This is a genomic window from Enterobacter sp. JBIWA008, assembly GCF_019968765.1.
Classification (GTDB): Bacteria; Pseudomonadota; Gammaproteobacteria; order Enterobacterales; family Enterobacteriaceae; genus Enterobacter.
On the sequence record NZ_CP074149.1, the window covers coordinates 1,522,788 to 1,549,397 of the forward strand.

The 26,610-nt window shown below is 58.5% G+C and carries 23 protein-coding genes; 11 read left to right on the forward strand and 12 right to left on the reverse strand.

Annotated features, from left to right (window positions below; translation table 11 throughout):
* Positions 1 to 7 precede the first annotated feature (7 nt).
* Positions 8 to 1,309 carry an MFS transporter gene (locus KGP24_RS07395; protein WP_223562862.1) on the reverse strand — a complete coding sequence of 434 codons (1,302 nt, stop codon included), beginning with the start codon at positions 1,307 to 1,309 and terminating at the stop codon, positions 8 to 10.
* 288 nt (positions 1,310 to 1,597) lie between these two features.
* Between KGP24_RS07395 and KGP24_RS07400 the strand changes: the two genes are divergently transcribed.
* Positions 1,598 to 2,671 (forward strand): LacI family DNA-binding transcriptional regulator, encoded by a 1,074-nt coding sequence (locus KGP24_RS07400; RefSeq protein ID WP_223562863.1) that lies wholly within the window; start codon positions 1,598 to 1,600, stop codon positions 2,669 to 2,671.
* Here the strand turns inward: KGP24_RS07400 and KGP24_RS07405 are convergent.
* The 4 genes from KGP24_RS07405 to KGP24_RS07420 all read right to left on the reverse strand — a co-directional run bounded on the left by KGP24_RS07405 (position 2,668) and on the right by KGP24_RS07420 (position 8,380).
* Positions 2,668 to 3,924: a DUF1479 domain-containing protein gene (locus KGP24_RS07405; protein WP_223562864.1), complete on the reverse strand. Its 1,257-nt coding sequence runs from the start codon at positions 3,922 to 3,924 to the stop codon at positions 2,668 to 2,670. The two genes, KGP24_RS07400 and KGP24_RS07405, sit on opposite strands and share 4 nt — an antisense overlap.
* Before the next feature lie 149 nt (positions 3,925 to 4,073).
* Positions 4,074 to 4,889: a Cof-type HAD-IIB family hydrolase gene (locus KGP24_RS07410; RefSeq protein WP_223562865.1), complete on the reverse strand. Its 816-nt coding sequence runs from the start codon at positions 4,887 to 4,889 to the stop codon at positions 4,074 to 4,076.
* A gap of 154 nt (positions 4,890 to 5,043) precedes the next feature.
* A complete protein-coding gene (locus KGP24_RS07415) occupies positions 5,044 to 7,476 on the reverse strand; it encodes a formate C-acetyltransferase/glycerol dehydratase family glycyl radical enzyme (protein WP_223562866.1) in 2,433 nt (810 codons plus the stop codon).
* 4 nt (positions 7,477 to 7,480) lie between these two features.
* Positions 7,481 to 8,380: a glycyl-radical enzyme activating protein gene (locus tag KGP24_RS07420; RefSeq protein WP_223562867.1), complete on the reverse strand. Its 900-nt coding sequence runs from the start codon at positions 8,378 to 8,380 to the stop codon at positions 7,481 to 7,483.
* A gap of 128 nt (positions 8,381 to 8,508) precedes the next feature.
* On the opposite strand from KGP24_RS07420, the gene fsa reads away from it, so the two are divergent.
* Complete coding sequence (fsa, locus tag KGP24_RS07425; protein ID WP_223562868.1) at positions 8,509 to 9,171, forward strand: fructose-6-phosphate aldolase; 663 nt, start codon at positions 8,509 to 8,511, stop codon at positions 9,169 to 9,171.
* Positions 9,172 to 9,260: 89 nt separating this feature from the next.
* Here the strand turns inward: fsa and moeB are convergent, their stop codons facing one another.
* Positions 9,261 to 10,013: a molybdopterin-synthase adenylyltransferase MoeB gene (moeB, locus tag KGP24_RS07430; protein ID WP_223562869.1), complete on the reverse strand. Its 753-nt coding sequence runs from the start codon at positions 10,011 to 10,013 to the stop codon at positions 9,261 to 9,263.
* A 1-nt stretch (position 10,014) separates the two neighbouring features.
* Positions 10,015 to 11,247: a molybdopterin molybdotransferase MoeA gene (moeA, locus tag KGP24_RS07435; protein WP_223562870.1), complete on the reverse strand. Its 1,233-nt coding sequence runs from the start codon at positions 11,245 to 11,247 to the stop codon at positions 10,015 to 10,017.
* A gap of 188 nt (positions 11,248 to 11,435) precedes the next feature.
* Here moeA and iaaA point away from each other — a divergent pair, with 188 nt between their 5' ends.
* The 5 genes from iaaA to gsiD are packed head-to-tail and all read left to right on the forward strand — an operon-like array spanning position 11,436 to position 17,658.
* Complete coding sequence (gene iaaA, locus KGP24_RS07440; protein ID WP_223562871.1) at positions 11,436 to 12,374, forward strand: beta-aspartyl-peptidase; 939 nt, start codon at positions 11,436 to 11,438, stop codon at positions 12,372 to 12,374.
* Positions 12,375 to 12,385: 11 nt separating this feature from the next.
* Positions 12,386 to 14,257: a glutathione ABC transporter ATP-binding protein GsiA gene (gsiA, locus tag KGP24_RS07445; RefSeq protein WP_223562872.1), complete on the forward strand. Its 1,872-nt coding sequence runs from the start codon at positions 12,386 to 12,388 to the stop codon at positions 14,255 to 14,257.
* A gap of 23 nt (positions 14,258 to 14,280) precedes the next feature.
* The gene (gene gsiB, locus KGP24_RS07450; protein ID WP_223562873.1) at positions 14,281 to 15,819 is read left to right on the forward strand and encodes a glutathione ABC transporter substrate-binding protein GsiB; all 1,539 of its coding nucleotides are present in this window, start codon (positions 14,281 to 14,283) and stop codon (positions 15,817 to 15,819) included.
* A gap of 5 nt (positions 15,820 to 15,824) precedes the next feature.
* On the forward strand, positions 15,825 to 16,745 hold the full coding sequence (gsiC, locus tag KGP24_RS07455; RefSeq protein WP_223562874.1) for a glutathione ABC transporter permease GsiC: 921 nt from the start codon (positions 15,825 to 15,827) through the stop codon (positions 16,743 to 16,745).
* Position 16,746: 1 nt separating this feature from the next.
* A complete protein-coding gene (gene gsiD / locus KGP24_RS07460; RefSeq protein ID WP_223562875.1) occupies positions 16,747 to 17,658 on the forward strand; it encodes a glutathione ABC transporter permease GsiD in 912 nt (303 codons plus the stop codon).
* Between the two features lie 63 nt (positions 17,659 to 17,721).
* Here gsiD and rimO read toward each other — a convergent pair whose 3' ends face one another.
* Positions 17,722 to 19,047, reverse strand: a complete 1,326-nt coding sequence (rimO, locus tag KGP24_RS07465; RefSeq protein WP_223562876.1) for a 30S ribosomal protein S12 methylthiotransferase RimO — start codon at positions 19,045 to 19,047, stop codon at positions 17,722 to 17,724.
* A 216-nt stretch (positions 19,048 to 19,263) separates the two neighbouring features.
* On the opposite strand from rimO, the gene bssR reads away from it, so the two are divergent.
* Both bssR and KGP24_RS07475 read left to right on the forward strand, forming a co-directional pair.
* Entirely contained in the window at positions 19,264 to 19,647 is a 384-nt protein-coding gene (gene bssR / locus KGP24_RS07470; protein WP_223562877.1) for a biofilm formation regulator BssR, read from the forward strand.
* 106 nt (positions 19,648 to 19,753) lie between these two features.
* Positions 19,754 to 20,872, forward strand: a complete 1,119-nt coding sequence (locus KGP24_RS07475) for a PQQ-dependent sugar dehydrogenase (protein WP_223562878.1) — start codon at positions 19,754 to 19,756, stop codon at positions 20,870 to 20,872.
* Here KGP24_RS07475 and KGP24_RS07480 read toward each other — a convergent pair whose 3' ends face one another.
* A complete protein-coding gene (locus tag KGP24_RS07480) occupies positions 20,873 to 21,499 on the reverse strand; it encodes a glutathione S-transferase family protein (protein WP_223562879.1) in 627 nt (208 codons plus the stop codon).
* Positions 21,500 to 21,739: 240 nt separating this feature from the next.
* Here KGP24_RS07480 and dacC point away from each other — a divergent pair, with 240 nt between their 5' ends.
* Positions 21,740 to 22,945, forward strand: coding sequence for a serine-type D-Ala-D-Ala carboxypeptidase (dacC, locus tag KGP24_RS07485; protein ID WP_223562880.1), 1,206 nt, complete (start codon positions 21,740 to 21,742; stop codon positions 22,943 to 22,945).
* A 67-nt stretch (positions 22,946 to 23,012) separates the two neighbouring features.
* Here the strand turns inward: dacC and deoR are convergent, their stop codons facing one another.
* From deoR to KGP24_RS07500, 3 genes are all read right to left on the reverse strand, one after another.
* Positions 23,013 to 23,771 (reverse strand): DNA-binding transcriptional repressor DeoR, encoded by a 759-nt coding sequence (gene deoR, locus KGP24_RS07490; RefSeq protein ID WP_223562881.1) that lies wholly within the window; start codon positions 23,769 to 23,771, stop codon positions 23,013 to 23,015.
* A 67-nt stretch (positions 23,772 to 23,838) separates the two neighbouring features.
* A complete protein-coding gene (ybjG, locus tag KGP24_RS07495; protein ID WP_223562882.1) occupies positions 23,839 to 24,447 on the reverse strand; it encodes an undecaprenyl-diphosphate phosphatase in 609 nt (202 codons plus the stop codon).
* Positions 24,448 to 24,454: 7 nt separating this feature from the next.
* A complete protein-coding gene (locus KGP24_RS07500; RefSeq protein ID WP_223562883.1) occupies positions 24,455 to 25,183 on the reverse strand; it encodes a phosphatase PAP2 family protein in 729 nt (242 codons plus the stop codon).
* A 168-nt stretch (positions 25,184 to 25,351) separates the two neighbouring features.
* Here KGP24_RS07500 and KGP24_RS07505 point away from each other — a divergent pair, with 168 nt between their 5' ends.
* Positions 25,352 to 26,584 carry an MFS transporter gene (locus KGP24_RS07505; protein ID WP_223562884.1) on the forward strand — a complete coding sequence of 411 codons (1,233 nt, stop codon included), beginning with the start codon at positions 25,352 to 25,354 and terminating at the stop codon, positions 26,582 to 26,584.
* Positions 26,585 to 26,610 lie beyond the last annotated feature (26 nt).

The following is a 26,610-nucleotide window of genomic DNA, read 5'->3' on the forward strand; positions in this document are numbered from 1 at the left end:
TCCACTATCAGGCGCGCTTGGCGCGACGTTCAGCAATAAATGCTACCAGGAAGACAGCGCCAATCAGGTCAAAGAAACCCATGGCAATAAAGAGCGGGTTAAAGCCGATTTTGTCGGCGGTCACACCGATTAACAGCGAGAACAGGAAGCTGGCGATCCACGCCGCAGAGCCGCGCATGCCGTTTACGGTCGCCATCTGGCCTTTGTCGAACGACTCCACGACAAGGGCGCTCAGCATGCAGGAGATGATCTGGTGCCCGAAGCCGCCGATGGAGATCAGCACGATGGTGATATACGGGTCTCGGGTAATGGCCACGATGCCCAGAGAGATCATCAGGAACGCGCCCGTCACGGAGCTGGCAACAACCGAGTTAACGCGCGAGCAGCCAAACAGGCGAGTGTACAGACGCGTCAGGTAGCCGCTCGCCACGCTGCCGAGGTCGGCGGCGAGGAACGGCAGCCAGGCAAACATCGCAATCTGCTTCAGGTCCATGCCGTGCTCTTTGGCGAGGTACAGCGGCACCCAGAAGCTCAGCACCGCCCAGGCCGGTTCCGCCATAAAGGCCGGAATGGCGATACCGTAGAAGCGTTTGTTTTTCGAGACGGTTTTCAGCGCGGTCAGGAAGGGCAGTCTCACCGCAGGCGGTTCGTTGTCCTGCTTGATAAACGCCAGCTCGTCCTTGCTCAGGTTCGGGTGCTGCTCCGGATTGTGGTAGAACGCCCACCACATGATCACCCACAGCAACGCCAGCACGCCGGTAAACATAAACGCCCCCTGCCAGCCGAACGACGCGTGAGCAAAGTAGATGATGGGCGGGGCCAGCATCGCGCCGATGGAGAAGCCCACGCCCGCCCAGCCTGCAGCAACGGGGCGTTCTGATTTCGGGAACCATTCGCCGATGGTTTTAGCGTTCGCCGGGGTAGCGGCGGCCTCAGAGGCACCCATAAAGAAGCGCAGAATAGCGAGGTGCAGCCAGCTTCCGGCGCCCGCGTGGAAGATACACATCAGGGCCCAGATCCCGGCACAGACCATAAAGCCAATCTTCAGGCCGATGACGTCAATCAGCCAGCCGCACAGGGGCTGGAAAATGGTATAGGCGATCTGGAACGCACCAACGATCCAGGAGTATTGCTCGGTGGTGATCCCGAGGCTCTCTTTCAGTTCCGGGGCGAGGATCCCGAGCGAGTTTCGGGTGATGTAGTTAACGGTGACGCCAAGTAAGAACAGCACCAGCACGTACCAGCGCAGGTTCTTAATGACGCGACGGGTTTTGCTTGTCGCTACGGTGTTATTGATGTCCTGACTCATTTTACTCTCCACAAGACGGACGGTAAGGGAACGGAGGTTAAGGTGTCACACGGATTTTTATGCCTTTGATTTCTATCCGTTTAACATGCTTAAGTTGGTATACAACTAGTATGGAAGTTGTGTGACAAGTTCACCTTAAGGAAGAAAATGAGTGGGCAAAAGTGGATTTTGTGCAAAATTTCTCATAACTGACGTTAACGCTCTGGCATGATGACCTTTATGTCAGCTATTGCCTGATAGATACGCTATGAAAATTTTTTCATTTCGCAAATGGAGCCAGATCACAAAATGGACAAAAGGCTAAAAATCACCGAAATTGCCGCCCGAACGCAGCTCTCGATCAGCACCGTGTCGCGGGTGCTGGCGGGAAAAGCGAATACCAGCGAAAAAGCGCGTGCAAAGGTGCTGGCGTGCGCGCGGGAGCTGGGGGTGATGGACGGCATGGCGGCAGGGCGTCTGCTGCTTAACAGCCTGGTGGTTTTTGCCCCGCAGCGAGCCTTCGACGAGCGGTCCGACATCTTTTACTACCGCGTGATCCAGAGCGTGAGTAAAGGCCTGGCGTCCCACGATGTGCGCCTTCGCTACTGCGCGCTGGAAGAGAACGACAGCGACGCCCAGCTGTTTCTGGCGCGCATGAATGAGCCGGATACCCAGGCGGCAATCCTTCTTGGCATCGACGATCCCCATATCCACGATCTGGCGATTGACGTGGGTAAACCCTGCATGCTGATTAACTGCCGCGACCGGCACATGCGCCTGCCTGCTGTCGCGCCGGATCATCGCGGCATTGGCGAACGGGCGGCGGAATATCTGTTCGAGATGGGACACCGTGAGGTGATGAACGTGCTGTGCCTGCGCCGCTACACCATGGAGCTGCGCCTGGCGGGGATCCGCGACGCGTGGCAGTCTCACAACCTGAAATTCAACGATAAACGCGATCTGCTGGTGGTGCCCAGCTTCAGCGCGCGCGAAACGGAAGAGATGGTCAGCAGCTGGCTCAGTGAAGTGCAGGGGAAGGATTTACCTACCGCGTTCCTGGTCGGCGGCGACTTTATGGCGGCGGGCACCATTAGCGCATTACAAAACCACGGCCTGCGCGTGCCGCAGGACGTGTCGGTGATGAGCATTGACGGGTTTAACCTGGCGGCAATCCAGGATGTCCCGCTGACGGCCGTGCATGTCCCTCGCGATGAGCTGGGAACAGAAGCGGTATATATGCTCCAGCAGCGGCTCATGCGCCCGGACGCGCCGGTGGGAACGTTACTGCTAAACGGCACGCTGGCCGTGCGGGAATCGGTACGGCGGATACGTCAGGGAAAACGACGCACCGCCGTGGAGCGGGAAGGGCTTTACGACAGTTAAGCCATGCCCAGCGCGCGCTTGCCGTGGATGTTGAGATCGTTCACGGTAAAGCGGTCCTGCCAGTTCTTTTCATAATCCTCGCGCGGGAAGTCTCCCGGCGAAGCGCCGGTTTCCAGCGCTTCCTTGACCTTTTTGGCGTAGGCGAGGTTTTTCTCGCACATCGGCGCGGCAGGAATGTACATCACGTTGCCCCAGCCCTGCTGATTTTCCACCGGCGCGACGGAGTGGATCACATCGCAATGCCACCACACGGAATCGCCCGCCTCGAGTGCCGGAATGCTGCTTAATGCCTCGATGAGCAGCGGGTGCCACTTCTCTGAAACCGGCAGCACGCGCCCCGGCGCCACGCCGCACAGCTCGTCTTCCGGCACGTCGTCCAGCAGCGGACGCAGCAGAATGTAGGCCATTGCTTCCGGGATCGGCACCACGTGCAGCAGCCCCTGGCCGGGGATCATGTCCGACAGCGCCGTCCAGCCCTGGAAGGTGCGGAACACCGAGCATTTGGTGGTGTTATCGACGGTATATTCTTCCACTTCGGTGCGGTGAGCGGCGTTCCACGGATCGTATTTCTCGACGTTGCCGTCAAACACGCGGGCAAAGACCTGCTGATAAGCCGGAAGCAGCCAGCGCTCCAGCGCGCCGGAGTCGGTATGCGCCCCAAGCCCTTTCGAGGTGGTTCCCGGCGGACGGCGGCGGATACGGTCCGGGTAAATCACGCTCACGTCCGGGTTGAACCACTGCTTGCCGTTGCTCTCGAACGTCCATAAACGGTTCAGGAACGACTGCACCTTCGCCATCTCTTCGCTCTGGCGCGCCTGCATCTGCGCCTGAGACCAGTAAATCGGGTAAATCTCCGGACGAGAGGCCGTTAAGGTGCCGAAGAAGTTATCGCCTGGCCCTTTGTAGACCTCGTCAAACTTGTTCAGATCGAGGTAGTCGAGCATCGACTGATCCCACGCCAGCGCCTGCTCGCGCGGGAAGTGACCTTTAATCACCGCGCAGCCGCGGCGTTTAACGGCCTCGCGCTGTGCGTCGGTAATCGTGCCGTTTTTCACATCCGCAAACGCAATCACCGGCCAGACGGATTCGCCTTTATTCTTAAGAGCGTTGATTTCCGCCACGCGGGTGGCAATTTTATCGCTGAGCTTATTAAACACCGCCTGCACGTCGCCGATCTGCGCGCGCAGCTCACGTTTCAACTGACGTATTGCCGCTTTGTGATCCGCTGGCAAGGTTTCACTGGTAAAGGTCATAACTGCCTCGCATCTTTCATTCGAAAGTAAAAATATCTACAAGTGATACTTTAAGTTAAAAATAAGTTAATGCAAGTTTAAAAACTTGACGCAAGCCACAGGACGGAAAAAGAGTGAGAGGCCGGAGCGACGCTCCGGCGAGGAGAGGATCAGGCGTCGAACGGGGAATGGTTGTCGAGCACGGCCTGAATGACGTTCAGCGCGCCCTGATGGTTGTTGTCGTCGGTGCCGTAGCGGCTGATTTCTTTGATGCTCTCTGCCGCGTTGCCCATCGCAAAGGAATATTTCACCAGCTTCAGCATCTCGGCATCGTTGCCGCTGTCGCCAATGGCCACGCACTCCTGCGGGGAGATTTTCCAGCGTTTCAGCAGACGACTAATGCCGTTGGCCTTGTGCAGGCCGGGGATAATCAAATCGACAAAACCAAAGCCGCTGGTGACCGGCTTCATGATGCCGTTCAGGGAGACGTGCAGTTTATCCACCAGCGTTGGGATATCGCTGTCCGGCAGGTTCAGGGAGAACTTAAACAGTACGTCGTCAATTTCGCGGTAATCGCTGATGCGCTTTAAGCGGTGATAGTGCTTTGACATCAGCGTCACGAACGCTTCAGGAGCCTGGTCGCTGACCCAGGCACTCTCCAGACCGCAGGCCACAAAGTTCAGCCCCTTGTCTTTCAGCAGTTCGCCAATCACGATCTGCGATTCATGACGCGTCAGCTCGCCGTGGAAAATCTGTTCGCCGCGATCGAACACTAGCGCGCCGTTTTCCGCAACGAAGGAGATCCGATCTTTCAGCTCCGGAAAAAAGGAGATGAGCTGGTAATACTGGTTGCCGCTGGCGACAACAAATTCAATATCGCGGGATTTAAGCTGTTCAAACTGCGCCTGGAAGCGGTCACGATCGTACTGCTTGGCATCATCAAGGAAAGTTCCGTCCATATCGGTGACGATAACTTTAACGGTCATACTGTGCTCCTGGGTCACTGCGTTTTGAAACATTCTAATAACAAGGTGACGGGGAGCACAAATTTAATTTCATTCGAAAGTAAAAGCAAAACGGCAACAGAGGTTGCCGTTTTTAGTATTTTCTCCCTCTCCCCGCAGGAGAGGGAATACGCCGTTACAGCGTATGCTCGGTACGGGCAATAATATCGTCCTGCGCATCCGGCGACAGGGCGGTGAAGAACGCCGAGTAGCCCGCGACGCGCACCACCAGGTCACGATACTGATCCGGGTGTTTCTTCGCCTCCAGCAGCGTTTCGCGCGAGACGATGTTGTACTGAATATGCCAACCCTTATGCACCTCGAAGAAGGTGCGCAGCAGCACCATCAGCTTCTGGCGATCGCTGTCGTTTTCCAGCGTCGACGGGTTCAGCTTCTGGTTCAGCAGCACGCCGCCGAGAATCGCCTCGGTAGGCAGTTTACCCACCGAGCCAATGACCGCCGTCGGGCCGAGGTGGTCCGTACCGGAGGCCGGGCTTGCTCCTTCCGCCAGCGGGGTGTGCGCCTTACGTCCGTCCGGGGTGGCCATTGTCGCCGCGCCAAACGGCACGTTTGCGGAAATCGAGGAGGTGCCCGCGTAGTAGTTACCGCCAATCGGGCCGCGGCCGTAGCGCGGGTTGTGGTACTGCTTCAGCTCTTCGATGTAGGTCTGATAGGCGCGCGTCAGCAGCATGTCCACGCTGTCGTCGTCGTTGCCGTACTTTGGCGCACCGTTGATCAGGCGCTGACGCAGCTGCTCGTGAGTCAGCCCGTCGAAGTCATCCGCCAGCGCCGCCGCCAGCTGCTGTTGGCCGATAGTGCCCTGTTCGAACACCAGCTTTTTCACCGCTGCCAGGCTGTTGCCGAGATTGGCGATGCCCACCTGGAGGCCGGAAACCCAGTCATACTTCGCGCCACCCTGCTTGATGCTTTTCGCGCGCTCGATGCAGTCGTCCACCAGCGCCGAGCAGAGAATATCGTGAACGTTCTCTTCCAGCATGGTATCCACCACGTACTCAATCTCGATGGATTTGCGGGTGTAGTAGCGGATCTGGCTATCCCATGCTGCCATCACCTCCTCAAAATTGTCGAAGTTACCGGCAGAGAGCGCTTTCTCCTGCGGCAGGAACACCTTGCCGCTCGTGGCGTCGCGCCCGCCTTCCAGCGCGGCGAGCATGACGCGGGCGAAGTTGATAAAGCTCATGCCGGTGCAGCGGTAGCCCCACTTGCCGCCCACCGCGGTTTCGATACAGCCGATGGCCGCGTAGTCGTAGGCGTCGTCGCGCTCAACGCCGAGCTTGATGAATTCCGGAATGACGATTTCATCGTTGTTGAACGCGGGCATACCGAAGCCGCAGCGGATCACCTGCACGCAGGCGTCGAGGAAGTCGTTGCTCATGCCCGCGTGATAGCGCACGCTCAGGTTCGGCTGGGTGGAGCGCAGGCGACCGCAGGATTCCAGAATCGCGTACGAGAGCGGGTTCACCGCGTCCATCGGCTCACCGTTGACCAGCTTCTGGCCGCCGATGGTGACGTTCTGGTATAGCGGGCTACCGGCGGAAGCCTTGGAGTGCGAGCCGGAGCGGATTTTGTTCACTTCCAGCAGCTTCAGCCAGCAGCTGTGCAGCAGCTCGATGGCGTGTTCGCGGTCGAGGCTCTGGTTCAGCTCCACGTCGCGGCGGTAGTATGGATAGAGATACTGGTCCATGCGCGCGAAGGAGACGGAGTGGCCGTTGGACTCAATCTGCAGGATCAGCTGGATGAAGTAGCACAGCTGCAGCGCCTGCCAGAAGGTTTTTGGCGGCTCGTGGGCAATCACGTCGCAGTTTTCCGCCATCGCCAGCAGCTCGTCGCGGCGGCTTTCGCGGGTTTCCGTGGCGGCCACTTCACGCGCCAGATCGGCGAAGCGTGTGATGTGCAGGCTTACCGCTTCCAGCACGATATCGATCGCCTTCAGGAACTGGTCGCCGTGCAGGTCTTCCAGCACCGTCAGGTTGATGCGCGAGCGGCGTTCGGCCACTTTGGCGCGCAGGCCGTCGAGTCCTTTCTCCAGCACCAGCGGGAAGTTAACGGCCAGGTGCGCGTCGCCGGAGGTCATGTTGCCTTCGGCTTTGATAATGCCGGTTTCCAGCAGGCCTTTCTGCTCGTCGGTGAACATGCCGTAGCAGCGGTCCTGCACCGTCTGGCCGCGCCACCACGGACAGATCTCATGCAGCACGCGCTTGTTCTCTTCGCTCACCGCAAAGCCCGCACCCGGGCGGTCCGCCAGATCGTCGATCTCTTTCTCAATCCAGGATACGGTATATTCCGGGAAAATCGGTGCGGCGCGCACTTCGCTTGCCTGGTTCCCGATAATCAGCTCGTCGTGTTTGATCCAGATGGTACGTTCCGCCAGGTGATGCGCCAGCGCCAGAGCGCGACGCACCGGGATCGGCTTGTCCATATGCTGCTGGTACATTTCGGTGTAATGCTGCGCGCGCTCGGTACAGACCGGCGGCTTGACGATATGCACCAGCGCCGTTTTGTGCGCCTTGATGCGCTCGCTGAGGGTGTTGAGATTCAGGGTGGTCATAGGTTTATCCTCGTAAGGTCGCGGTTAACCCTTTCTGGCAGGCGTACTGCTGCGCGAAGTCCAGCAGGGCAGGGTTATCCAGCGGTTTGTCAGGGGCAGAGTAAGGTTGGCCGAGCAGGGTGTATTTGTTCATGCCCAGCGTGTGATACGGCAGAAAATGAATATCCTCTACGCCGAGTTCGTCGGCGGCAAAGTTGGTAATAGCCGTGATAGACGCTTCGTCAGCGTTAAAGCCCTGGATCAGCGGCACGCGGATGGTGATTTTTTTCCCGGCGGCGGCAAGGCGCTTCAGGTTGTCCAGGATTCGCTTAGCCGAACCGTCCGTCCACTGTTTGAACACCTCCCCGTCGACGTGCTTCAGGTCGGCGAGGAACAGATCGACGTACGGTAAAGACGGCTCAATGTAGTGCCACGGTACGTGAAGGCAGGTTTCCACGGCGGTGTGGATCCCCTGTTCGTGGCTGGCTTTAAACAGGGCATGTGCCAGCTCAGGGTTCATAAACGGCTCGCCCCCGGAGAGGGTGATCCCGCCGCCGCTGCGGTCGTAGAAGGGTTTGTCGCGCAGTACGGTCGCCATGATCTCCTCGACCTGCTGTTCTTCACCGCAGACGGTCAGCGCCTGCGTCGGGCAGCAGTCGGTGAGGGCATTAAGCGACTCTTCACTCAGCTTTTCGCGGTGAATCACCAGGCCATTCAGCGCGCGTTCGATACAGCCCGGCGCCGCCTGCTGGCACAGGTCGCAGCCGTCCAGGCACAGACGCGCGTCAAACAGCACGTCCCGTTTGCGGGAGCGGCTTTCCGGGTTCTGGCACCAGCGACAGCCCAGCGAGCAGCCTTTCAGGAACACCACGGTGCGAATACCGGGGCCGTCGTGGGTAGAGTAACGCTGAATATTGAAGATCATGATTTTGCCTCTCGAATTGCATATGAAGATTAAATGGCTTTCGAATGAAAGTTATCTTGATGCAGGTCAACTACTGAGCAGGTTTTGTCGTGATAGGGTAAGTGCAGGCAAATTTTGAGGGTGACATCATGGAACTTTATCTCGACACATCTGACGTTGCGGCAGTTAAAAAGCTGGCGCGTATCTTCCCGCTGGCGGGCGTGACCACCAACCCAAGCATTGTGGCGGCAGGTAAAACGCCGCTGGACGAGCTGCTGCCGGCGCTGCACGATGCGCTGGGCGGCAAAGGCCGTCTGTTCGCCCAGGTGATGGCGACCACCGCCGAAGGGATGGTTGAAGACGCGCGTAAGCTGCGCGCCATCATTAACGACCTGGTGGTGAAAGTGCCGGTGACCGCCGAAGGGCTGGCGGCGATCAAAATGTTGAAGGCTGAGGGGATCCCGACGCTGGGTACGGCGGTTTACGGTGCTGCGCAGGGGATGCTCTCCGCGCTGGCGGGGGCGGAGTATGTGGCACCCTACGTTAACCGCGTGGACGCGCAGGGTGGGGACGGGATCCAGACCGTGGTTGAACTGCAACAATTGCTGACGCTGCACGTCCCGCAGTCAAAGGTGCTGGCCGCGAGCTTTAAAACGCCGCGTCAGGCGCTGGACTGCCTGCTGGCAGGGTGCGAGTCCATCACTCTGCCGCTGGACGTGGCGCAGCAATTTATTACCTCTCCGGCAGTAGATGCGGCGATTGTGAAGTTTGAGCAGGACTGGCAGGGGGCGTTTGGACGGACGTCGATCTGATGGGGGCGGCCTGATGCCCTCACCCCAACCCTCTCCCACAGGGAGAGGGAGCAAACACTAAAACGGCAACCTGAAGGTTGCCGTTTGCTTTAACCTCCGCAAACCTCACACCCAGGATTACGCATCAGCTTCATCTCGCGGAACTGGCAGGTCATCGCGTCATACATGACGATTTTCCCCGCGGCTGGCGCGCCGTAGTGCGCCAGGACTTTGATCGCTTCCATCGCCTGCAGTGAGCCAATCACGCCGACCAGCGGCGCCATCACGCCCGCCTCAACGCAGGTCAGCGCATTCTCGCCGAACAGGCGGCTCAGGCAGCGGTAGCAGGGTTCGCCTTTCGCGTAAGTGAAGACGCTAATTTGCCCCTCCATGCGGATCGCCGCGCCTGAGACCAGCGGGATTTTGTGGGCAAAACAGCCCGCGTTCAGCTGGTTACGGACGGCTACGTTATCGGTGCAGTCCAGCACCAGGTTGTGCTGAGTAATCTGCGCGGACAGCGCGTCGTCATCCAGCATCGCGTCAATCAGGGTGAATTCACAATTAGGGTTAATGCGTGCCAGCGCCGTGCGGGCAGAGTCCACTTTCGGCTGGCCAACCGTCGCATCGCTGTGCAGCGTCTGGCGCTGCAGGTTGGACACCGATACGGTATCGAAATCCAGCAGCGTCATCCTGCCCACGCCCGCCGCGGCAAGATACTGCGTGGCGGCGCAGCCAAGACCGCCGAGCCCGACAACCAGCACGCTTGCTGCCTTAAGCGCTTCCTGGCCTTCGAAATCAAACCCGCGCAGCACAATCTGGCGGTTGTAGCGCATCATCTCCTGGTCGCTCAGCTCCACCGTCATGTCAGCCTCCGAACAGGTGGTTAAAGCGCTCGACCTCAACCCATTCACCGGCTTCCACATTGCCGCGCTCGCGCTCCAGGACGATAAAGCAGTTACCCTGGCTGAAGGAGCTGAAGATATGCGAGCCCTGGTGCCCGGTGGTGCTCACTTCTAGCTCTCCGTCCGCGTTGCGCGCCAGGATGCCGCGCTGGAAATCGAGGCGGCCCGGCGATTTTTTCAGGCGCGTGGCGGCACGTACGCGCTGGCGTTCTGGCAGCGGGCTGGCGCTGTTGCCGGAAAGCTTCGCCAGCAGCGGGATCGCCAGCTGGTAGAAGGTGAGTGCCGCCGAGACCGGATTACCCGGCAGGCCGCAGAACCAGCCGTGTGGAAGCTTGCCAAACGCGAACGGCTTGCCCGGCTTAATCGCCAGCTTCCAGAAGGCGATTTCGCCCAGTTCTTCAAGAAGGGTTTTGGTGTAATCCGCTTCGCCCACGGAGACGCCGCCGGAGCTGATGACCACGTCGGCTGCGTTATCCGCCTCGACAAACGCGGCGCGCAGTTTTTCCGGATCGTCAGGAATGATGCTGAGGTTGATCACTTCGCAGCCAAGCTGCTCCAGCATCAGGTGTACCGCCAGGCGGTTGGTGTCGTATATCTGGCCGTCCTGCAGCGGCTGGCCCGGAAGCTGCAGCTCGTCGCCGGTGGAGAAAACGGCGACGCGCACTTTACGGATAACGTCGATGTCCGCGATGCCGAGCGAGGCCAGCACCGGCAGCTCCGCCACCGTCAGCTTTTGCCCGGCGGCAAAGACCGTCGCCCCAAGCGTGATATCTTCGCCCGTGCGGCGGATGTTCTGGCCCGCTTTAACGTTCGCGGTAAAACGCACGCCGTCGTCGGTCTGTTCGGTCTCTTCCTGCATTACCACGGCGTCGCAGCCGGCCGGAACCGGCGCGCCGGTCATGATGCGCACGCAGGTGCCCGCAGGCCATTCACCGCTAAACGGCTGACCCGCAAAGGCTTTACCCGCCACCGGCAGGGCGTTACCCGTCTGGAGATCCGCCAGGCGTACCGCGTAACCGTCCATCGCGGAGTTATCAAACCCCGGCACGTTCATCGGCGAGACGATATCGCGTGCGGCAATACGGCCAAAACAGCGCACGAGGGGCAGCGTCTCAACGTCATGCAGCGGGGAAACTCGGTCAAGCATCTGCGTGAGTGCCGTCTCAAGCGGCATCAGTCCGGCGGTAAAATCCATGGTGGGCTCCTGCGGAGTAACAACGAAAGCGCTCATTATGGCAGAAAAGTGCGGCTAACTGTATGACCCGATGGGTGTACGCTTTACATCACAGTTACGTCTTTCTATATTCAAAAATCTTCTGAAGTTTCATCGACGATAATGATATTTATAGAAAAAGCCGCAAATCAGGCTAACGGGTGATGCGAATGGTTAATGCGGTAATTGCAATTCATGGTGGCGCCGGGGCAATCACCCGAGCACAGCTCAGTCCCGAGCAGGAAAAGCGCTATATCGACGCGCTGTACGCCATTGTGGAAACGGGCCAGAAAATGCTGGAAGCGGGCGAAAGCGCGCTGGACGTGGTCACCGAGGCGGTGCGCCTGCTGGAAGAGTGCCCGCTATTTAATGCGGGGATCGGTTCGGTCTTTACCCGGGATGAAACGCACGAGCTGGATGCCTGCGTGATGGACGGCGTCACCCTGAAAGCGGGCGCCGTGGCGGGCGTGAGCCATCTGCGCAATCCTGTGCTGGCCGCGCGTCTGGTGATGGAGGAGAGTCCGCACGTGCTGCTGACGGGGGCCGGGGCGGAGGCGTTTGCCTTCGAGCACGGAATGGAACCGGTATCGCCGGATCTGTTTTCCACCGAGGAGCGCTATCAGCAGCTGCTGGACGCCCGTACAGCGGGTATGACGCAGCTTGACCATGCAGCGCCGCTCGATGAAACCACCAAAATGGGCACGGTCGGCGCGGTGGCGCTGGATAAGGCCGGAAACCTCGCGGCGGCGACGTCAACTGGCGGCATTACCAACAAGCTGCCCGGGCGCGTCGGTGATAGCCCCCTGCCGGGTGCCGGCTGCTATGCCAATAACGCGACGGCGGCAGTGTCGTGTACCGGAACCGGGGAAGTGTTTATCCGCGCCCTCGCGGCCTACGACATTACCGCGCTGATGGATTACGGCGGTTTAAGCCTCAGTGAAGCCTGCGAGCGCGTGGTGATGGAGAAACTGCCTGCCCTGGGCGGCGTCGGCGGACTCATTGCGGTGGATCGTGAGGGCAACGTGGCTTTGCCGTTCAACAGCGAAGGCATGTACCGGGCCTGGGGTTATGCCGGTGATGAACCGAGCACGGGTATCTATCGTGAATAAGGGGGCAGCGCGTGCCGCACAGTGAAGAACTGGACAACCGCGAAGTGCTGGCTGTCCATCAGCTGAATATTGCGTTTCAGGAAGAGCGGCAGTTCATCCCCGCAGTACAGAATTTATCGTTCACGCTCAGGCGCGGCGAGACGCTGGCGATTGTTGGCGAGTCCGGCTCCGGTAAATCGGTTACCGCGCTGGCGCTGATGCGCCTGCTGGAACAGACGGACGGGCAAATCAGCAGCGAGAAAATGCTCCTGCGCCGTCGTAACCTTCAGGTCATTGATTTAAATGAGCTGAGCGGCTCACAGATGCAGGGCGTGCGCGGGGCGGATATTGCGATGATCTTCCAGGAGCCGATGACCTCCCTGAACCCGGTTTTCCCGGTAGGGGAACAAATCGCCGAGTCCATCCGCCTGCATCAAGGATTGAGCAGCGATGAGGCGCTCAAAGAGGCCCGACGGATGCTGGAGCTGGTGCGCATTCCGGAGGCGCAGGCCATTCTGGGCCGCTACCCGCATCAGCTTTCCGGCGGCATGCGCCAGCGGGTGATGATTGCCATGGCGCTCTCGTGCCGTCCGGCGGTGCTGATTGCCGATGAACCGACGACGGCGCTGGACGTGACGATTCAGGCGCAGATCCTGCAGCTCATCAACGTGCTGCAGCAGGAGATGGAGATGGGGGTGATCTTTATCACCCACGATATGGGCGTGGTTGCCGATATCGCCGATCGCGTACTGGTGATGCACAAGGGCTGCGCAGTAGAAACCGGCACGGTTGAGCAGATTTTTCACGCCCCCGCGCATCCTTACACCAAAGCGCTGCTGGCGGCGGTCCCGCGCCTGGGGGCGATGAACGGCAGCGATCTGCCGCGCCGTTTTCCGCTGATTTCCCTCGAGGCCTCTGAGCTGCAGGAGGATGAGCGCGAGCAGGACACCGTGGTGCCGGGTAAGCCCATTCTGGAAGTGCGCAATCTGGTCACCCGTTTTCCGCTGCGCAGCGGCGTATTGAACCGCGTCAAGCGCGAAGTGCACGCGGTGGAAAACGTCAGTTTCGATCTCTGGCCGGGCGAAACGCTGGCGCTGGTGGGGGAGTCAGGTTGCGGTAAGTCCACCACCGGGCGGGCGTTGCTCCGTCTGGTGGAATCACAGGAAGGCAGTATTACCTTTAACGGTGAGCGCATTGATACCCTTCCGGACAGCAGGCTGCAGGCGGTGCGGCGAGATATTCAGTTTATTTTCCAGGATCCGTATGCCTCCCTCGATCCGCGCCATACGGTGGGGTATTCGATCATGGAGCCGCTGCGGGTGCATAACCTGCTCGACGGCGAGGCGGCGCAGCGGCGCGTGGCCTGGCTGCTGGAGCGCGTCGGCCTGAAGCCGGAACACGCCTGGCGTTATCCGCACGAGTTTTCCGGCGGACAGCGGCAGCGTATCTGCATCGCCCGCGCGCTGGCGCTGAACCCGAAAGTGGTGATTGCCGATGAATCCGTCTCGGCGCTGGATGTCTCTATCCGCGCGCAAATCATTAATTTACTGCTGGATTTACAGCGGGATATGGGGATTGCCTTCCTGTTTATCTCGCACGATATGGCCGTGGTCGAGCGCATCAGCCATCGCGTGGCGGTGATGTTTATGGGGCAGATCGTGGAGATTGGGCCGCGAAGGGCGGTGTTTGAAAACCCGCAGCATCCTTACACCCGCAAGCTTATCGCGGCGGTCCCGGTTGCCGATCCCGCGCATCGTCGCGGCCAGCGCGTGCTGCTGCAGGATGAAATGCCGGGCAATATTCGTAAACGCGGCGAGGCCGTGGAGCGCGTGACGCTGCGCGAGGTCGGGCCGGGTCATTTCGTGGCTCCCCCGCGTCAGGACAATGCTTTTTCGCGGTTATAACTTACAACAGGCAGGAGAACACAATGGTTACTTTTATAGCGCGTAGATGGTTGTTAGCCGCGAGCGCGACGGCAGCCCTGTCCGCTGCCCCCGCGTTCGCTGCCAAAGACGTGGTGGTTGCCGTCGGCTCCAATTTCACCACGCTCGATCCGTATGACGCCAACGACACGCTCTCTCAGGCGGTGGCGAAATCGTTTTATCAGGGCCTTTTCGGCCTTGATAAAGAGATGAAGCTCAAAAACGTGCTGGCGGAGGGGTACACCGTGTCCGACGACGGGCTGGTGTATACCATTAAGCTCAGAACCGGCGTGAAGTTCCAGGATGGGACAGATTTCAATGCGGAGGCGGTGAAGGTTAACCTCGATCGCGCCAGCAATCCGGAAAATAGCCTCAAGCGCTATAACCTGTATAAAAATATCGCCAGCACCGAGGTGGTTGACCCGGCGACGGTAAAAATCACCCTGAAAGAGCCGTTCTCCGCATTTATCAATATCCTGGCGCATCCGGCAACGGCGATGATTTCCCCTGCCGCGCTGAAGAAATACGGCAAGGAGATTGGTTTCCACCCTGTAGGCACCGGTCCTTACGAACTGCTTACCTGGAACCAGACCGATTTTGTGAAGGTGAAGAAATTCGCGGGATACTGGCAGCAGGGGCTGCCGAAGCTCGATACCATCACCTGGCGCCCGGTGGTGGACAACAACACCCGCGCGGCGATGCTGCAAACCGGCGAGGCGCAGTTTGCCTTCCCGATCCCGTATGAGCAGGCCGCTATTTTGCAGAAAAACAGCAAGCTGGAGCTGGTCGCCAGTCCGTCGATCATGCAGCGCTACATCAGCATGAACGTCACGCAAAAGCCGTTCGATAACCCGAAGGTGCGTGAAGCTATCAACTATGCCATTAACCGTCAGGCGTTGGTGAAGGTCGCATTTGCGGGCTATGCCACGCCGGCGACCGGCGTGCTGCCGCCGGCAATCGCCTATGCGCAAAGCTATCAGCCGTGGCCGTACGATCCAGCCAAAGCGCGCGAGCTGCTGAAAGAGGCGGGCTTCCCCAACGGTTTCAGCACCACGCTGTGGTCCTCGCATAATCACAGTACCGCCCAGAAGGTGCTGCAGTTTACCCAGCAGCAGCTGGCGCAGGTCGGCATCAAGGCGCAGGTGACCGCGATGGATGCCGGACAGCGTGCGGCAGAAGTGGAGGGGAAAGGGCAGAAAGAGAGCGGCGTGCGGATGTTCTATACCGGCTGGACGGCCTCGACCGGTGAAGCCGACTGGGCGCTGTCGCCGCTGTTCGCCTCGCAGAACTGGCCTCCAACCCTGTTCAACACCGCGTTTTACAGCAACCCGCAGGTGGACAAAGACCTGGCCGATGCCCTGAAAACCACCAAACCGGAAGAGAAAGCGCGCCTCTACAAAGACGCGCAGGATATTATCTGGAAAGAGTCACCGTGGGTGCCGCTGGTGGTGGAGAAACTGGTGTCAGCCCATAATAAAGCGTTGACCGGGTTCTACATCATGCCGGACACGGGCTTTAGCTTTGACGATGCGGATTTAAAATAAACCTCATGCTGAATTATGTTTGTAAACGCCTGCTGGGGCTTATCCCGACGCTGCTGATTGTGGCGGTCCTGGTGTTTCTGTTTGTCCATATGCTGCCGGGCGATCCGGCGCGTCTGGTTGCCGGCCCTGAAGCGGATGCCACCGTCATTGACCTGGTGCGTAAGCAGCTTGGCCTCGACCAGCCGCTGTATATGCAGTTCATCCATTACATCTGTAATGTTCTGCAGGGCGATTTTGGTATCTCGATGGTGTCGCGCCGTCCGGTGTCGGAGGAGATTGCCACCCGCTTTATGCCGACGTTCTGGTTAACGATAGCCAGCATGAGCTGGGCGGTCGTGTTTGGGCTTGGCGCCGGGATTGTCGCGGCCGTCTGGCGCAACCGCTGGCCGGACAAGCTCGGCATGGCGCTGGCGGTAACCGGTATCTCCTTCCCGGCGTTCGCGCTGGGGATGCTGCTGATGCAGATCTTCTCCGTCGAACTGGGCTGGCTGCCCACCGTCGGGGCCGATACATGGAAGCATTACATCCTTCCTTCCATGACGCTGGGGGCTGCCGTTTCAGCGGTAATGGCCCGCTTTACCCGCGCCTCGTTCGTTGACGTGCTGAGCGAAGATTATATTCGCACCGCGCGGGCGAAAGGGGTTAGCGAGAAGTGGGTCATTCTGAAACACGGATTTCGCAATGCGATGATCCCGGTGGTGACGATGATGGGGCTGCAGTTTGGCTTCCTGCTCGGCGGCTCGATCGTCGTGGAAAAGGTCTTCAACTGGCCGGGACTGGGGCGCCTGCTGGTCGATTCCGTCGAGATGCGCGACTACCCGGTGATTCAGGCGGAAGTCCTGCTTTTCTCGCTGGAGTTTATTCTTATCAACTTAGTGGTGGACGTGCTCTACGCCGCCATTAACCCGGCCATCAGGTACAAGTAAGATGCGATTGTTGAACTGGCGACGTCAGGCCGTTTTAAACGCCATGCCGGGGCTAAAACCGGACCACGTCCGCACCCCGTGGTCTGAATTCTGGCGGCGTTTTCGTCGTCAGCCGGTCGCGATGACCGCGGGGCTGTTTGTGCTGCTGCTGATTGCGGTGGCAGTGATTGCGCCGTGGGTGGTGCCGTTTGATGCGGAAAACTATTTTGACTATGACCGTCTGAACGACGGACCGTCGATGCTGCACTGGTTCGGTGTGGACTCCCTCGGGCGGGATATCTTTAGCCGCGTGCTGGTGGGGGCGCAGATCTCGCTTGCCGCTGGGGTGTTCGCGGTGCTGATCGGCGCGGCCATCGGTATCGTGCTGGGTCTCGTTGCCGGGTATTACGAAGGCTGGTGGGACCGCATTATCATGCGCGTCTGCGACGTGCTGTTTGCTTTCCCCGGCATTTTGCTGGCGATTGCCGTGGTGGCGATCATGGGCAGCGGCATGGCGAACGTCATTATTGCTGTAGCGATCTTTTCGATTCCCGCGTTTGCGCGTCTGGTGCGCGGCAACACGCTGGTGCTTAAACAGCAGACCTTTATCGAGTCCGCCCGCAGCATGGGGGCCAGCGACGCCACCATTCTGTTCAGCCATATTTTGCCGGGTACGGTGTCGTCTATCGTGGTTTATTTCACCATGCGTATCGGCGTGTCGATTATCTCGGCGGCCAGCCTGTCGTTTCTGGGGTTAGGCGCACAGCCTCCGACGCCGGAGTGGGGCGCGATGCTGAACGAGGCGAGGGCAGATATGGTGATTGCGCCGCACGTGGCGATCTTCCCGAGTCTGGCGATTTTTCTGACCGTGCTGGCGTTTAACCTGCTGGGTGACGGGCTGCGCGACGCGCTGGATCCGAGGATTAAGGGGTAGTGCAGTGAAATGTGCCGGGTGGCGGCTACGCCTTACCCGGCCTACAAAAGCGGAGTGGGGAGATTAAACCCGGCTACCCCACAGGTCATACTCATCCGCGTTTTCAACCTTCACGCGAATAATATCACCCGGCTTAACGCTGGTTTCGCCGTTCAGGTACACCGCACCGTCGATTTCAGGGGCATCCGCCATGCTGCGGCCAATCGCGCCTTCTTCGTCCACTTCGTCAACGATGACCATGATCTCGCGGCCCACTTTCTCCTGCAGACGCTCGGCAGAGATCTGCTGCTGCAGCTGCATGAAGCGGTTCCAGCGCTCTTCTTTTACCTCTTCCGGCACCTGGTCAGCCAGCTCGTTGGCGGTTGCGCCCTCTACCGGGCTGTACTTGAAGCAGCCAACGCGGTCCAGACGGGCTTCTTTCAGGAAGTCGAGCAGCATCTGGAAATCTTCTTCGGTTTCACCCGGGAAGCCGACGATGAAGGTGGAGCGCAGGGTCAGATCCGGGCAGATTTCACGCCACTGCTTGATGCGCGCCAGCTGACGGTCAACGGAGCCGGGACGCTTCATCAGCTTCAGGATACGCGGGCTGGCGTGCTGCAGCGGAATATCCAGGTACGGCAGAATTTTGCCTTCCGCCATCAGCGGGATCACGTCGTCAACGTGCGGGTACGGGTATACGTAGTGCAGACGCGTCCAGATACCGAGCCTGGACAGCTGCTCGCACAGGCCCACCATGCTGGTTTTCACCGGCTCGCCGTTGTGGAAACCAGAGCGGTGCTTAACGTCCACGCCGTAAGCCGAAGTGTCCTGGGAGATGACCAGCAGCTCCTTCACGCCCGCGTCGGCCAGACGTTTCGCTTCCGCCAGCACTTCACCAATCGGACGGCTCACCAGATCGCCACGCATGGACGGGATGATGCAGAAGGTGCAGCGATGGTTGCAGCCTTCGGAAATTTTCAGGTACGCGTAGTGGCGCGGCGTCAGCTTCACGCCCTGTTCTGGCACCAGGCTCAGGAACGGGTTGTGCTTGGGTTTTGGCACGTAGTGATGAACATGTTGCAGCACCTGCTCGTAGCTGTGCGGGCCGGTGATCTCCAGCACCTTCGGGTGCACCTCGCGGATCTGGTCTTCTTTCGCGCCCAGACAGCCGGTAACAATCACTTTGCCGTTTTCCGTCAGGGCTTCACCGATGGCTTCCAGTGACTCCTGAACCGCGCTGTCGATAAACCCGCAGGTGTTCACGATCACCATATCGGCGTTGTCGTAGCTTGGCACCACGTCATAGCCCTCGGTGCGCAGTTCGGTCAGGATGCGTTCGGAATCCACCAGGTTTTTCGGGCAGCCCAGGGAGACGAAGCCGATTTTCGGCTGGTGCGTAACATTGCTCATAGGTTAAAAATTCATCAATTATGGAGTTATCAGGGCGGGATTTTACAGCGTATCGCGGGGGATTTATACACTCTTCGCAAGGCGGATGCGTCGGGCAGACGTTGTAACATTGTAAATAATGTTAATCAGTTAATAAAAATTGATCCCAGGCATTAAACTGTACAAAAAATGTACTTATCCTGATTATGCACAATGGCTGACAGAGGAGGAAAGAGCATGACCGTTGACAGACTAAAACGCGATCTGCTGAACAAGCTGATCAACGCCCGAATCGACCTGGCCGCGTACCTGCAGTTGAGGAAGGCGAAAGGGTATATGTCAGTCAGCGAAAGCGAACATCTGCGTGATAACCTGTTTGAACTGTGTAATTTCATGCGTGAAAAAGCACCGACCCTGAAGGCGAACTACGGCGAAAGTGAGCTGATCGCGCTGCACCGCGCCGCTGAGGTGCTCTCCATCGCTGGGGTATGTTTGATGAATGGACGCCACGACTGCCCGAATTTTATCGCTGTTAACGCGGAGAAGCTTGAAAACTGCCTGACCACGCTCTCTCTATGCATCATGTGCCTGAACGAGCACGAGAAGCTTGAACAGCACTGAGCCAGGGGGAGGCAACTCCCCCTTCTGATTAAGCTTTTGTAAAAGTGGTAACGCGCCCGGATGCAGTGGCTAACCTTTATGCCATATGCCGATAAAGGAGCGCGTTATGACTCGATCCTCGCTAATTTCCCTGTTTGCGCTGTTCGTTCCGTTTTCGCTACTTGCAGCCCCAGAGGCGGTCAAGGTCGAGGTGCTGCAAAATAAACTCGATCACCCATGGTCTCTGGCATTTTTGCCGGACAATAAAGGCCTGCTGGTGACCCTGAAGGGCGGTCAGCTCAAACGCTGGCAGGCCGGAAAAGGGCTGTCCGATCCGATTATCGGCGTGCCGAAGGTCTGGGCAAACGGTCAGGGAGGATTGCTGGACGTGGTCCTCGCCCCGGATTTCGAAAAGTCGCGCCGCGTCTGGCTGAGCTACGCCGAGGCCGGGCATGACGGCAAAGCCGGAACGGCGGTGGGCTATGGCCGACTGAGCGACGATCTGACGCGGATTGACGCTTTCCAGGTGGTGTTCCGCCAGATGCCGAAACTCTCCACCGGGAACCATTTTGGCGGGCGGCTGGTGTTCGACGGCAAAGGCGCTCTCTTTATCGGACTCGGCGAGAACAACCAGCGTCCGACGGCGCAGGATCTGGACAAGCTGCAGGGTAAAGTCGTGCGCCTCACCGAAGACGGGAAAGTGCCGCCGGATAACCCGTTTGTGAATACTCCCGGCGCGCGCCCCGAAATCTGGTCTTACGGCATTCGTAACCCGCAGGGGATGGCGATGAATCCATGGAGCGACGCGCTGTGGCTGAACGAGCACGGCCCGCGCGGCGGGGATGAGATCAACATCCCGGAGAAAGGAAAGAACTACGGCTGGCCGCTGGCAACGCACGGCATTAACTACAGCGGCCTGAAAATCCCGGAAGCCAAAGGCGAGCACGTTGAGGGCACCGAGAAACCGCTGTTCGTCTGGAAAGTGTCACCTGCCGTGAGCGGGATGGCGTTTTACAACAGCGACGTCTTCCCGCAGTGGAAAAACAAGCTGTTTATTGGGGCGCTGAAGGAAAAGGACGTTATCGTGCTGAGCGTTGAGGGAAACAAGGTGACGGAGGACGGGCGCATTCTGGGCGACCGGGATCGTCGTATTCGCGATGTGCGGGTGGGGCCAGACGGCTATTTATATGTCCTGACCGACGAGACGGACGGGCAGCTGTTGAAAGTCAGCCCGTCCGGTGCGTAATCAGGTGACCGGGATCATCACCACGTTGCGGTAAGCCGGGCGATCGCTCAGCTGTTTAAGCCAGCGCTCAAGGTGAGGGCACGGCGTCCACTTCAGGCCCATGTTGGTCAGGTTCCAGACGAACGGCGCTACGGCAATATCGCCCACGCCGAAGGCCTCACCGGAGAACCAGGCGTGCTTCGCCAGTTCGTCATCCATCATCGCAAACAGGTTTTCGCAGGCGTCCTGGGCGGCATGAATGGCCGGATAGTCGCGCTCGGCTTCCGGCGTACGGATAAGCCCCATCAGGATCACGCGGTGGGTTGGCGATAGCGTCTGATTCGCCCAGTCCATCCACTTTTCGCCCTGGGCGCGCTGCGCAGGGCTTTCTACCCACAGGCGGCCCTGACCGTACTGGGCGGCAAGGTAACGCACAATGGTGTTGGACTCCCAAAGCGTCGCGTCTGTTTCATCATCGCGCAGCAGCGGCACCAGTCCGTTCGGATTCATGGCCAGATAGTCGGCCTCTTTGTTCACGCCGAACGACATGCCGGCCATGATTTGATTGAACGGTAAATCCAACTCCTCGAGCGTCCAGAGCACTTTCTTAACGTTGGTCGAGTTGTTCCTGCCCCATAGCGTAATCATATTTACTCCTGATGAGATGTGAATCCGGGTCAGCTTTCGCCATGGTGAGATAAACCTAACAATTACGCAACAGAAGACAAAAAAATCGCCTGAATCAAAGCGTATCTGAATGTTATTGCATAAACTTTAATAACTTTACCCTCGTTGGGTTTCTTTAACCGTTTTAGTGCGCTATTACTCATCGCTTCTTGCGACACGGTGATGTGACGTAATTTTTGAATGGACACTCGGGTGGCATTTATGACGCGTAAAATGACTTCTCTGCGCAGCCTTGCGACAGGCTCTGCGCTCCTTTTCCTGTTTGCACCAACCCTCTACGCAGCTGAACAGGCTGCGCCCGAAGCGCCGCCTGTGGATGCGCGCGCCTGGATCCTGATGGATTATTCCAGCGGTAAAGTGCTGGCGGAAGGCAATGCGGATGAGAAACTCGATCCGGCAAGCCTGACCAAAATCATGACCAGCTATGTGGTCGGCCAGGCGTTGAAAGCGGGCAAGATTAAGCTGGACGATATGGTCACCATCGGGAAGGATGCCTGGGCGACCGGAAACCCGGCGCTGCGCGGGTCTTCCGTGATGTTCCTGAAGCCAGGCGATCAGGTTTCCGTTTCCGATCTGAACAAAGGGGTAATTATTCAGTCGGGAAATGATGCGTGCATCGCGCTGGCCGATTACGTTGCCGGCAGCCAGGATTCTTTCATTGGCTTGATGAATGGCTACGCGCAGAAACTGGGCTTAACCAACACCACGTTCAAAACGGTTCACGGTCTGGATTCGCCGGGACAGTTCAGTACCGCGCGCGACATGGCGCTGCTGGGGAAAGCGCTGATCCACGACGTGCCGGATGAATACGCCATCCATAAAGAGAAAGAGTTTACCTTCAATAAAATCCGCCAGCCGAACCGCAACCGCCTGCTGTGGAGCAGCAACGTTAACGTGGACGGAATGAAAACCGGCACCACGGCGGGCGCAGGCTATAACCTGGTGGCCTCCGCGACTCAGGGCGACATGCGCCTGATTTCGGTGGTGCTGGGTACTAAAACCGATCGCATCCGGTTTAACGAATCAGAAAAACTGCTGACCTGGGGCTTCCGTTTCTATGAAACCGTGACGCCGATTAAACCGGATGCCACGTTCGTCAGCCAGCGCGTCTGGTTTGGCGACAAGAGTGAAGTGAATCTGGGCGCTGGCGAAGCGGGCTCGGTAACCATTCCTCGTGGCCAGCTGAAAAACCTGAAGGCCAGCTATACCCTGACCGACCCGCAGCTCACGGCGCCGCTGAAAAAGGGCCAGGTGGTTGGGACGATTGATTTCCAGCTAAACGGTAAGTCTATTGAACAGCGTCCGCTGATTGTGATGGAAGCGGTAGAAGAGGGCGGCTTCTTCAGCCGGATGTGGGATTTCGTATTAATGAAATTCCACGGATGGTTTGGCAGCTGGTTTAGCTAAACCTGATGGATTTTCTCCCTCTCCCTGTTGGAGAGGGCCGGGGTGCGGGTATCACACCGCACCCCTTTTAATACATCAACTTCACCTGCTGCGCCTTCGCATGGGCCACAATCTCGTCGTCCGGGCGGCAGTCGCTGACGATGGCGTCAAACTGCGCCAGCTCGCCCATTCTCGCCGAACGCACCTTACCAAACTTACTGTGATCGACCACCAGCACATGGTACTGCGCGGCGCTTAACGCCCAGTGCTTCACCGGCAGCTCTTCCAGGTTAAAGCAGGTCGCGCCCTGACGCACGTTGACGCCTGCGGCGGAATAAAACGCGATATCCGGACAGAGGTTGCTGAGCGTGTCCTGCAGGTTAAGCGGCTTAAAGATGGCGTTGCTGGCGTGAAACTCACCGCCGCAGAGGATCACCCGGCACTCCGGTTTCTCCTGAAGGGCCAGAAAGGTATTCAGGGAGTAGCACACGGCGGTGAAAGGGAGGCTGCTGTCGATGGCTTCGATAATCCAGGGCGTTGTGGTTCCGCAGTCAAAAAACAGCGTCTGGTGCGGCTGTACCAGTGAGGCCGCAAGCCGGGCGGCTTTGCGTTTCTCTTCCACCAGGCGCGTCTTCTGGTCGCTGATCAGATAATGGCTGGCGCTACGCGGCTCAAGCACAATATACCCGCCCAGCAGCACGACGGGCGCGCTTTCGCTGTTCAAATCCCGACGAATGGTCATCTCTGAGACGCCGAGGAGGTTGGCGGCTTCCTTAAGATGCAGCTTATCGCTGCGCTTCAGCGCCTGTAGCAGCTGAGCAATGCGGTCATCGCGACGTGTTTCCATAGTTCCTCGGGATAAAAAAGTGAACCCCCGCAGGGCGGGGGCTCAAGTGTAACCTGTCAGGTTGGGGTTAGTCACGTATCCAGCCTTTGCGGATCGGGATAGCGAAAATGGCGCGATAGAGCGAAGACAGCGTGCGGTAAAGCGCTTCACCGAAGAGGCTCCACAGAATAGCCGCGCTCACGCAGCCAATCAGCCCGACCAGGAAACCGCCCACCATATCCAGCGGCCAGTGAACGCCCAGGTAAACGCGAGACCAGGCGATAGCCATGGCTGCCACCATCAGGATCGCACCGGACCACAGGCGATGCCAGAACAGGAAGGCCAGCGCAAAGGTGAAGATCACTGTCCCGTGATCGCTCGGGAACGAGTCATCCGGCGCGTGGTGCAGGAAGGTATAGCCCACGCGATCGACAAAAGGACGATCGTGCGGGAACGCATGGCCGAGAATGTAGCTCACCAGGACGCTTACGCCGAGCGCCATTGCGACTTTAATCACCAGCTGGCGCTGCGCCTTCACCTGGCTGCGGGGACCCCATAACCAGAGGATGACTGCCAGTGCAGGCACGATACCGATCAGATCTTTTGCGAGAAAGGTGGCAAAATCGATCGTCCACTCAGGCGAGGCTGGCGTGGCATTGATCAGATAAAACAGCTGATAATTCAGATTCTCTAGCATAGCGTTATCACTCTTTAGCAAACCAGGTGGAAACCAGCCCGTAGACGGCCACCTGGGAAAACCAGACCCACCACCCGGCCCACAGGTTGTGAGAGAAAAAATGTGCCCCGCGCATGACCTGGCCGAAGCCCATCGCCAGACCGAGCGCCACGCCGAGGATCACAAAGCTCCAGGCGAGACGCGGACGCTCGCGCCAGAAGGCAAAAAACAGCCCCATCACCATAAAGCCGCTGGAGGCATGACCGCCGGGGAAACAGCGCCCCGGACCGCTGTCAGAAGGTAGGGCACTGAAAAGGGGATAAGAGACGGCCTTTCCGCCATACTCCACCAGATCCCACGGACAGCTGTGATGGCTCACGCTTTTCAACGCACCTACTACCAGCGCACCGAGCCCCATCAGCAGCGCCGCCATAACCAGCCTTGCGTTACGCTTGTAAGCGCCGTAAAACAGCGCCACGGCACCTAAGGCGATGGCAATGTACTTCGCCAGACGGTGGTTCAGCAGATCCAGCAGATGGTCTTTCTGCAGCGGGAAGCTCTGCGTTGCCGCGTCATACCAAAAGCCGGTGATCCATCTGTCGAGCGCTTCATTGCGCGATAGCCACGTAAACACCACGGCAAGGGCAATCAGTATGAAAAGCTGATAACCATAAAAGCGGGGCGGTAAGCGGTAAAGTCGTTTTGTCTTATTTGTCTGTAAGTTAGACAATTCTGAACGGCTGGAGGTGAGTGCCATAATTTGGGGTCGTTGACGAGTAATCGGGCTATCATAAAACTGTCAACTTAAGGAAACCTTAAACGAAGACGATATGTGCTTTATTTCTGTTTATCCTCGATATATCACTATCTCGGGCTGCGGCATTTCATTAAACTCGTCGCGATTTTGTCATTATAAAGAGATTGCATGTTAAACCGTTCTTCTTCTGGTTCACGTCTGGGTCGTCAGGCGTTGCTTTTCCCTCTGTGTCTGGTGCTCTACGAATTCTCTACCTATATCGGCAACGATATGATCCAGCCCGGTATGCTGGCCGTCGTTGCGCAGTACAACGCGGGTATTGAGTGGGTACCGACCTCCATGACCGCCTATCTGGCTGGCGGCATGTTTTTACAGTGGCTGTTAGGCCCGCTGTCGGATCGTATTGGCCGCCGTCCGGTAATGCTGACGGGCGTGGTCTGGTTTGTCGTCACCTGTCTCGCCACGCTGCTGGCGCAAAACATTGAACAATTTACCCTGCTGCGCTTCCTGCAGGGGGTGAGCCTGTGCTTTATCGGCGCCGTGGGGTATGCCGCCATTCAGGAGTCGTTTGAAGAGGCGGTGTGCATCAAAATTACCGCGCTGATGGCGAACGTGGCGCTGATTGCTCCCTTACTCGGGCCGCTGGTGGGTGCCGCGTGGGTGCATGTTGCGCCGTGGGAAGGGATGTTTGTGCTCTTTGCGGTTCTCGCCGCCATCGCATTCTTTGGCCTGCACCGTGCGATGCCGGAAACGGCGACCCGCATCGGCGAGAAGCTCTCGCTGAAAGAGCTGGGTCGGGATTACAAAGAGGTGCTGAAGAATGGCCGCTTTGTGGCGGGCGCGCTGGCGACCGGGTTCGTTAGCCTGCCGCTGCTGGCGTGGATTGCGCAGTCGCCGGTTATTATCATCAGCGGCGAAAAGCTCAGCAGCTATGAGTATGGCCTGCTGCAGGTGCCGATCTTTGGCGCGCTGATTATCGGGAACCTGGTGCTGGCACGTCTGACGTCACGCCGCACCGTGCGTTCACTGATTATCATGGGCGGCTGGCCGATTGCGGCAGGGCTGATTCTGGCTGCTGTGGCAACCGTCGCATCATCCCACGCCTATCTTTGGATGACGGCGGGACTCAGCCTCTATGCTTTCGGGATTGGCGTGGCCAACGCCGGGCTGGTGCGCCTGACGCTGTTTGCCAGTGAGATGAGTAAAGGAACAGTCTCAGCGGCGATGGGGATGTTGCAGATGCTGATTTTTACCGTCGGTATTGAAGTGAGCAAGCATGCCTACGTGATGGGCGGCAACGGGTTGTTCAGCCTGTTTAACCTCGCCAACGGCGTGCTGTGGGTTGGACTGATGGTGGTGTTCCTGAAAGACAAACGCGTCGGAAACACTCTGCAACCGTGATCTTTATTCCCTCTCCCTGTGGGAGA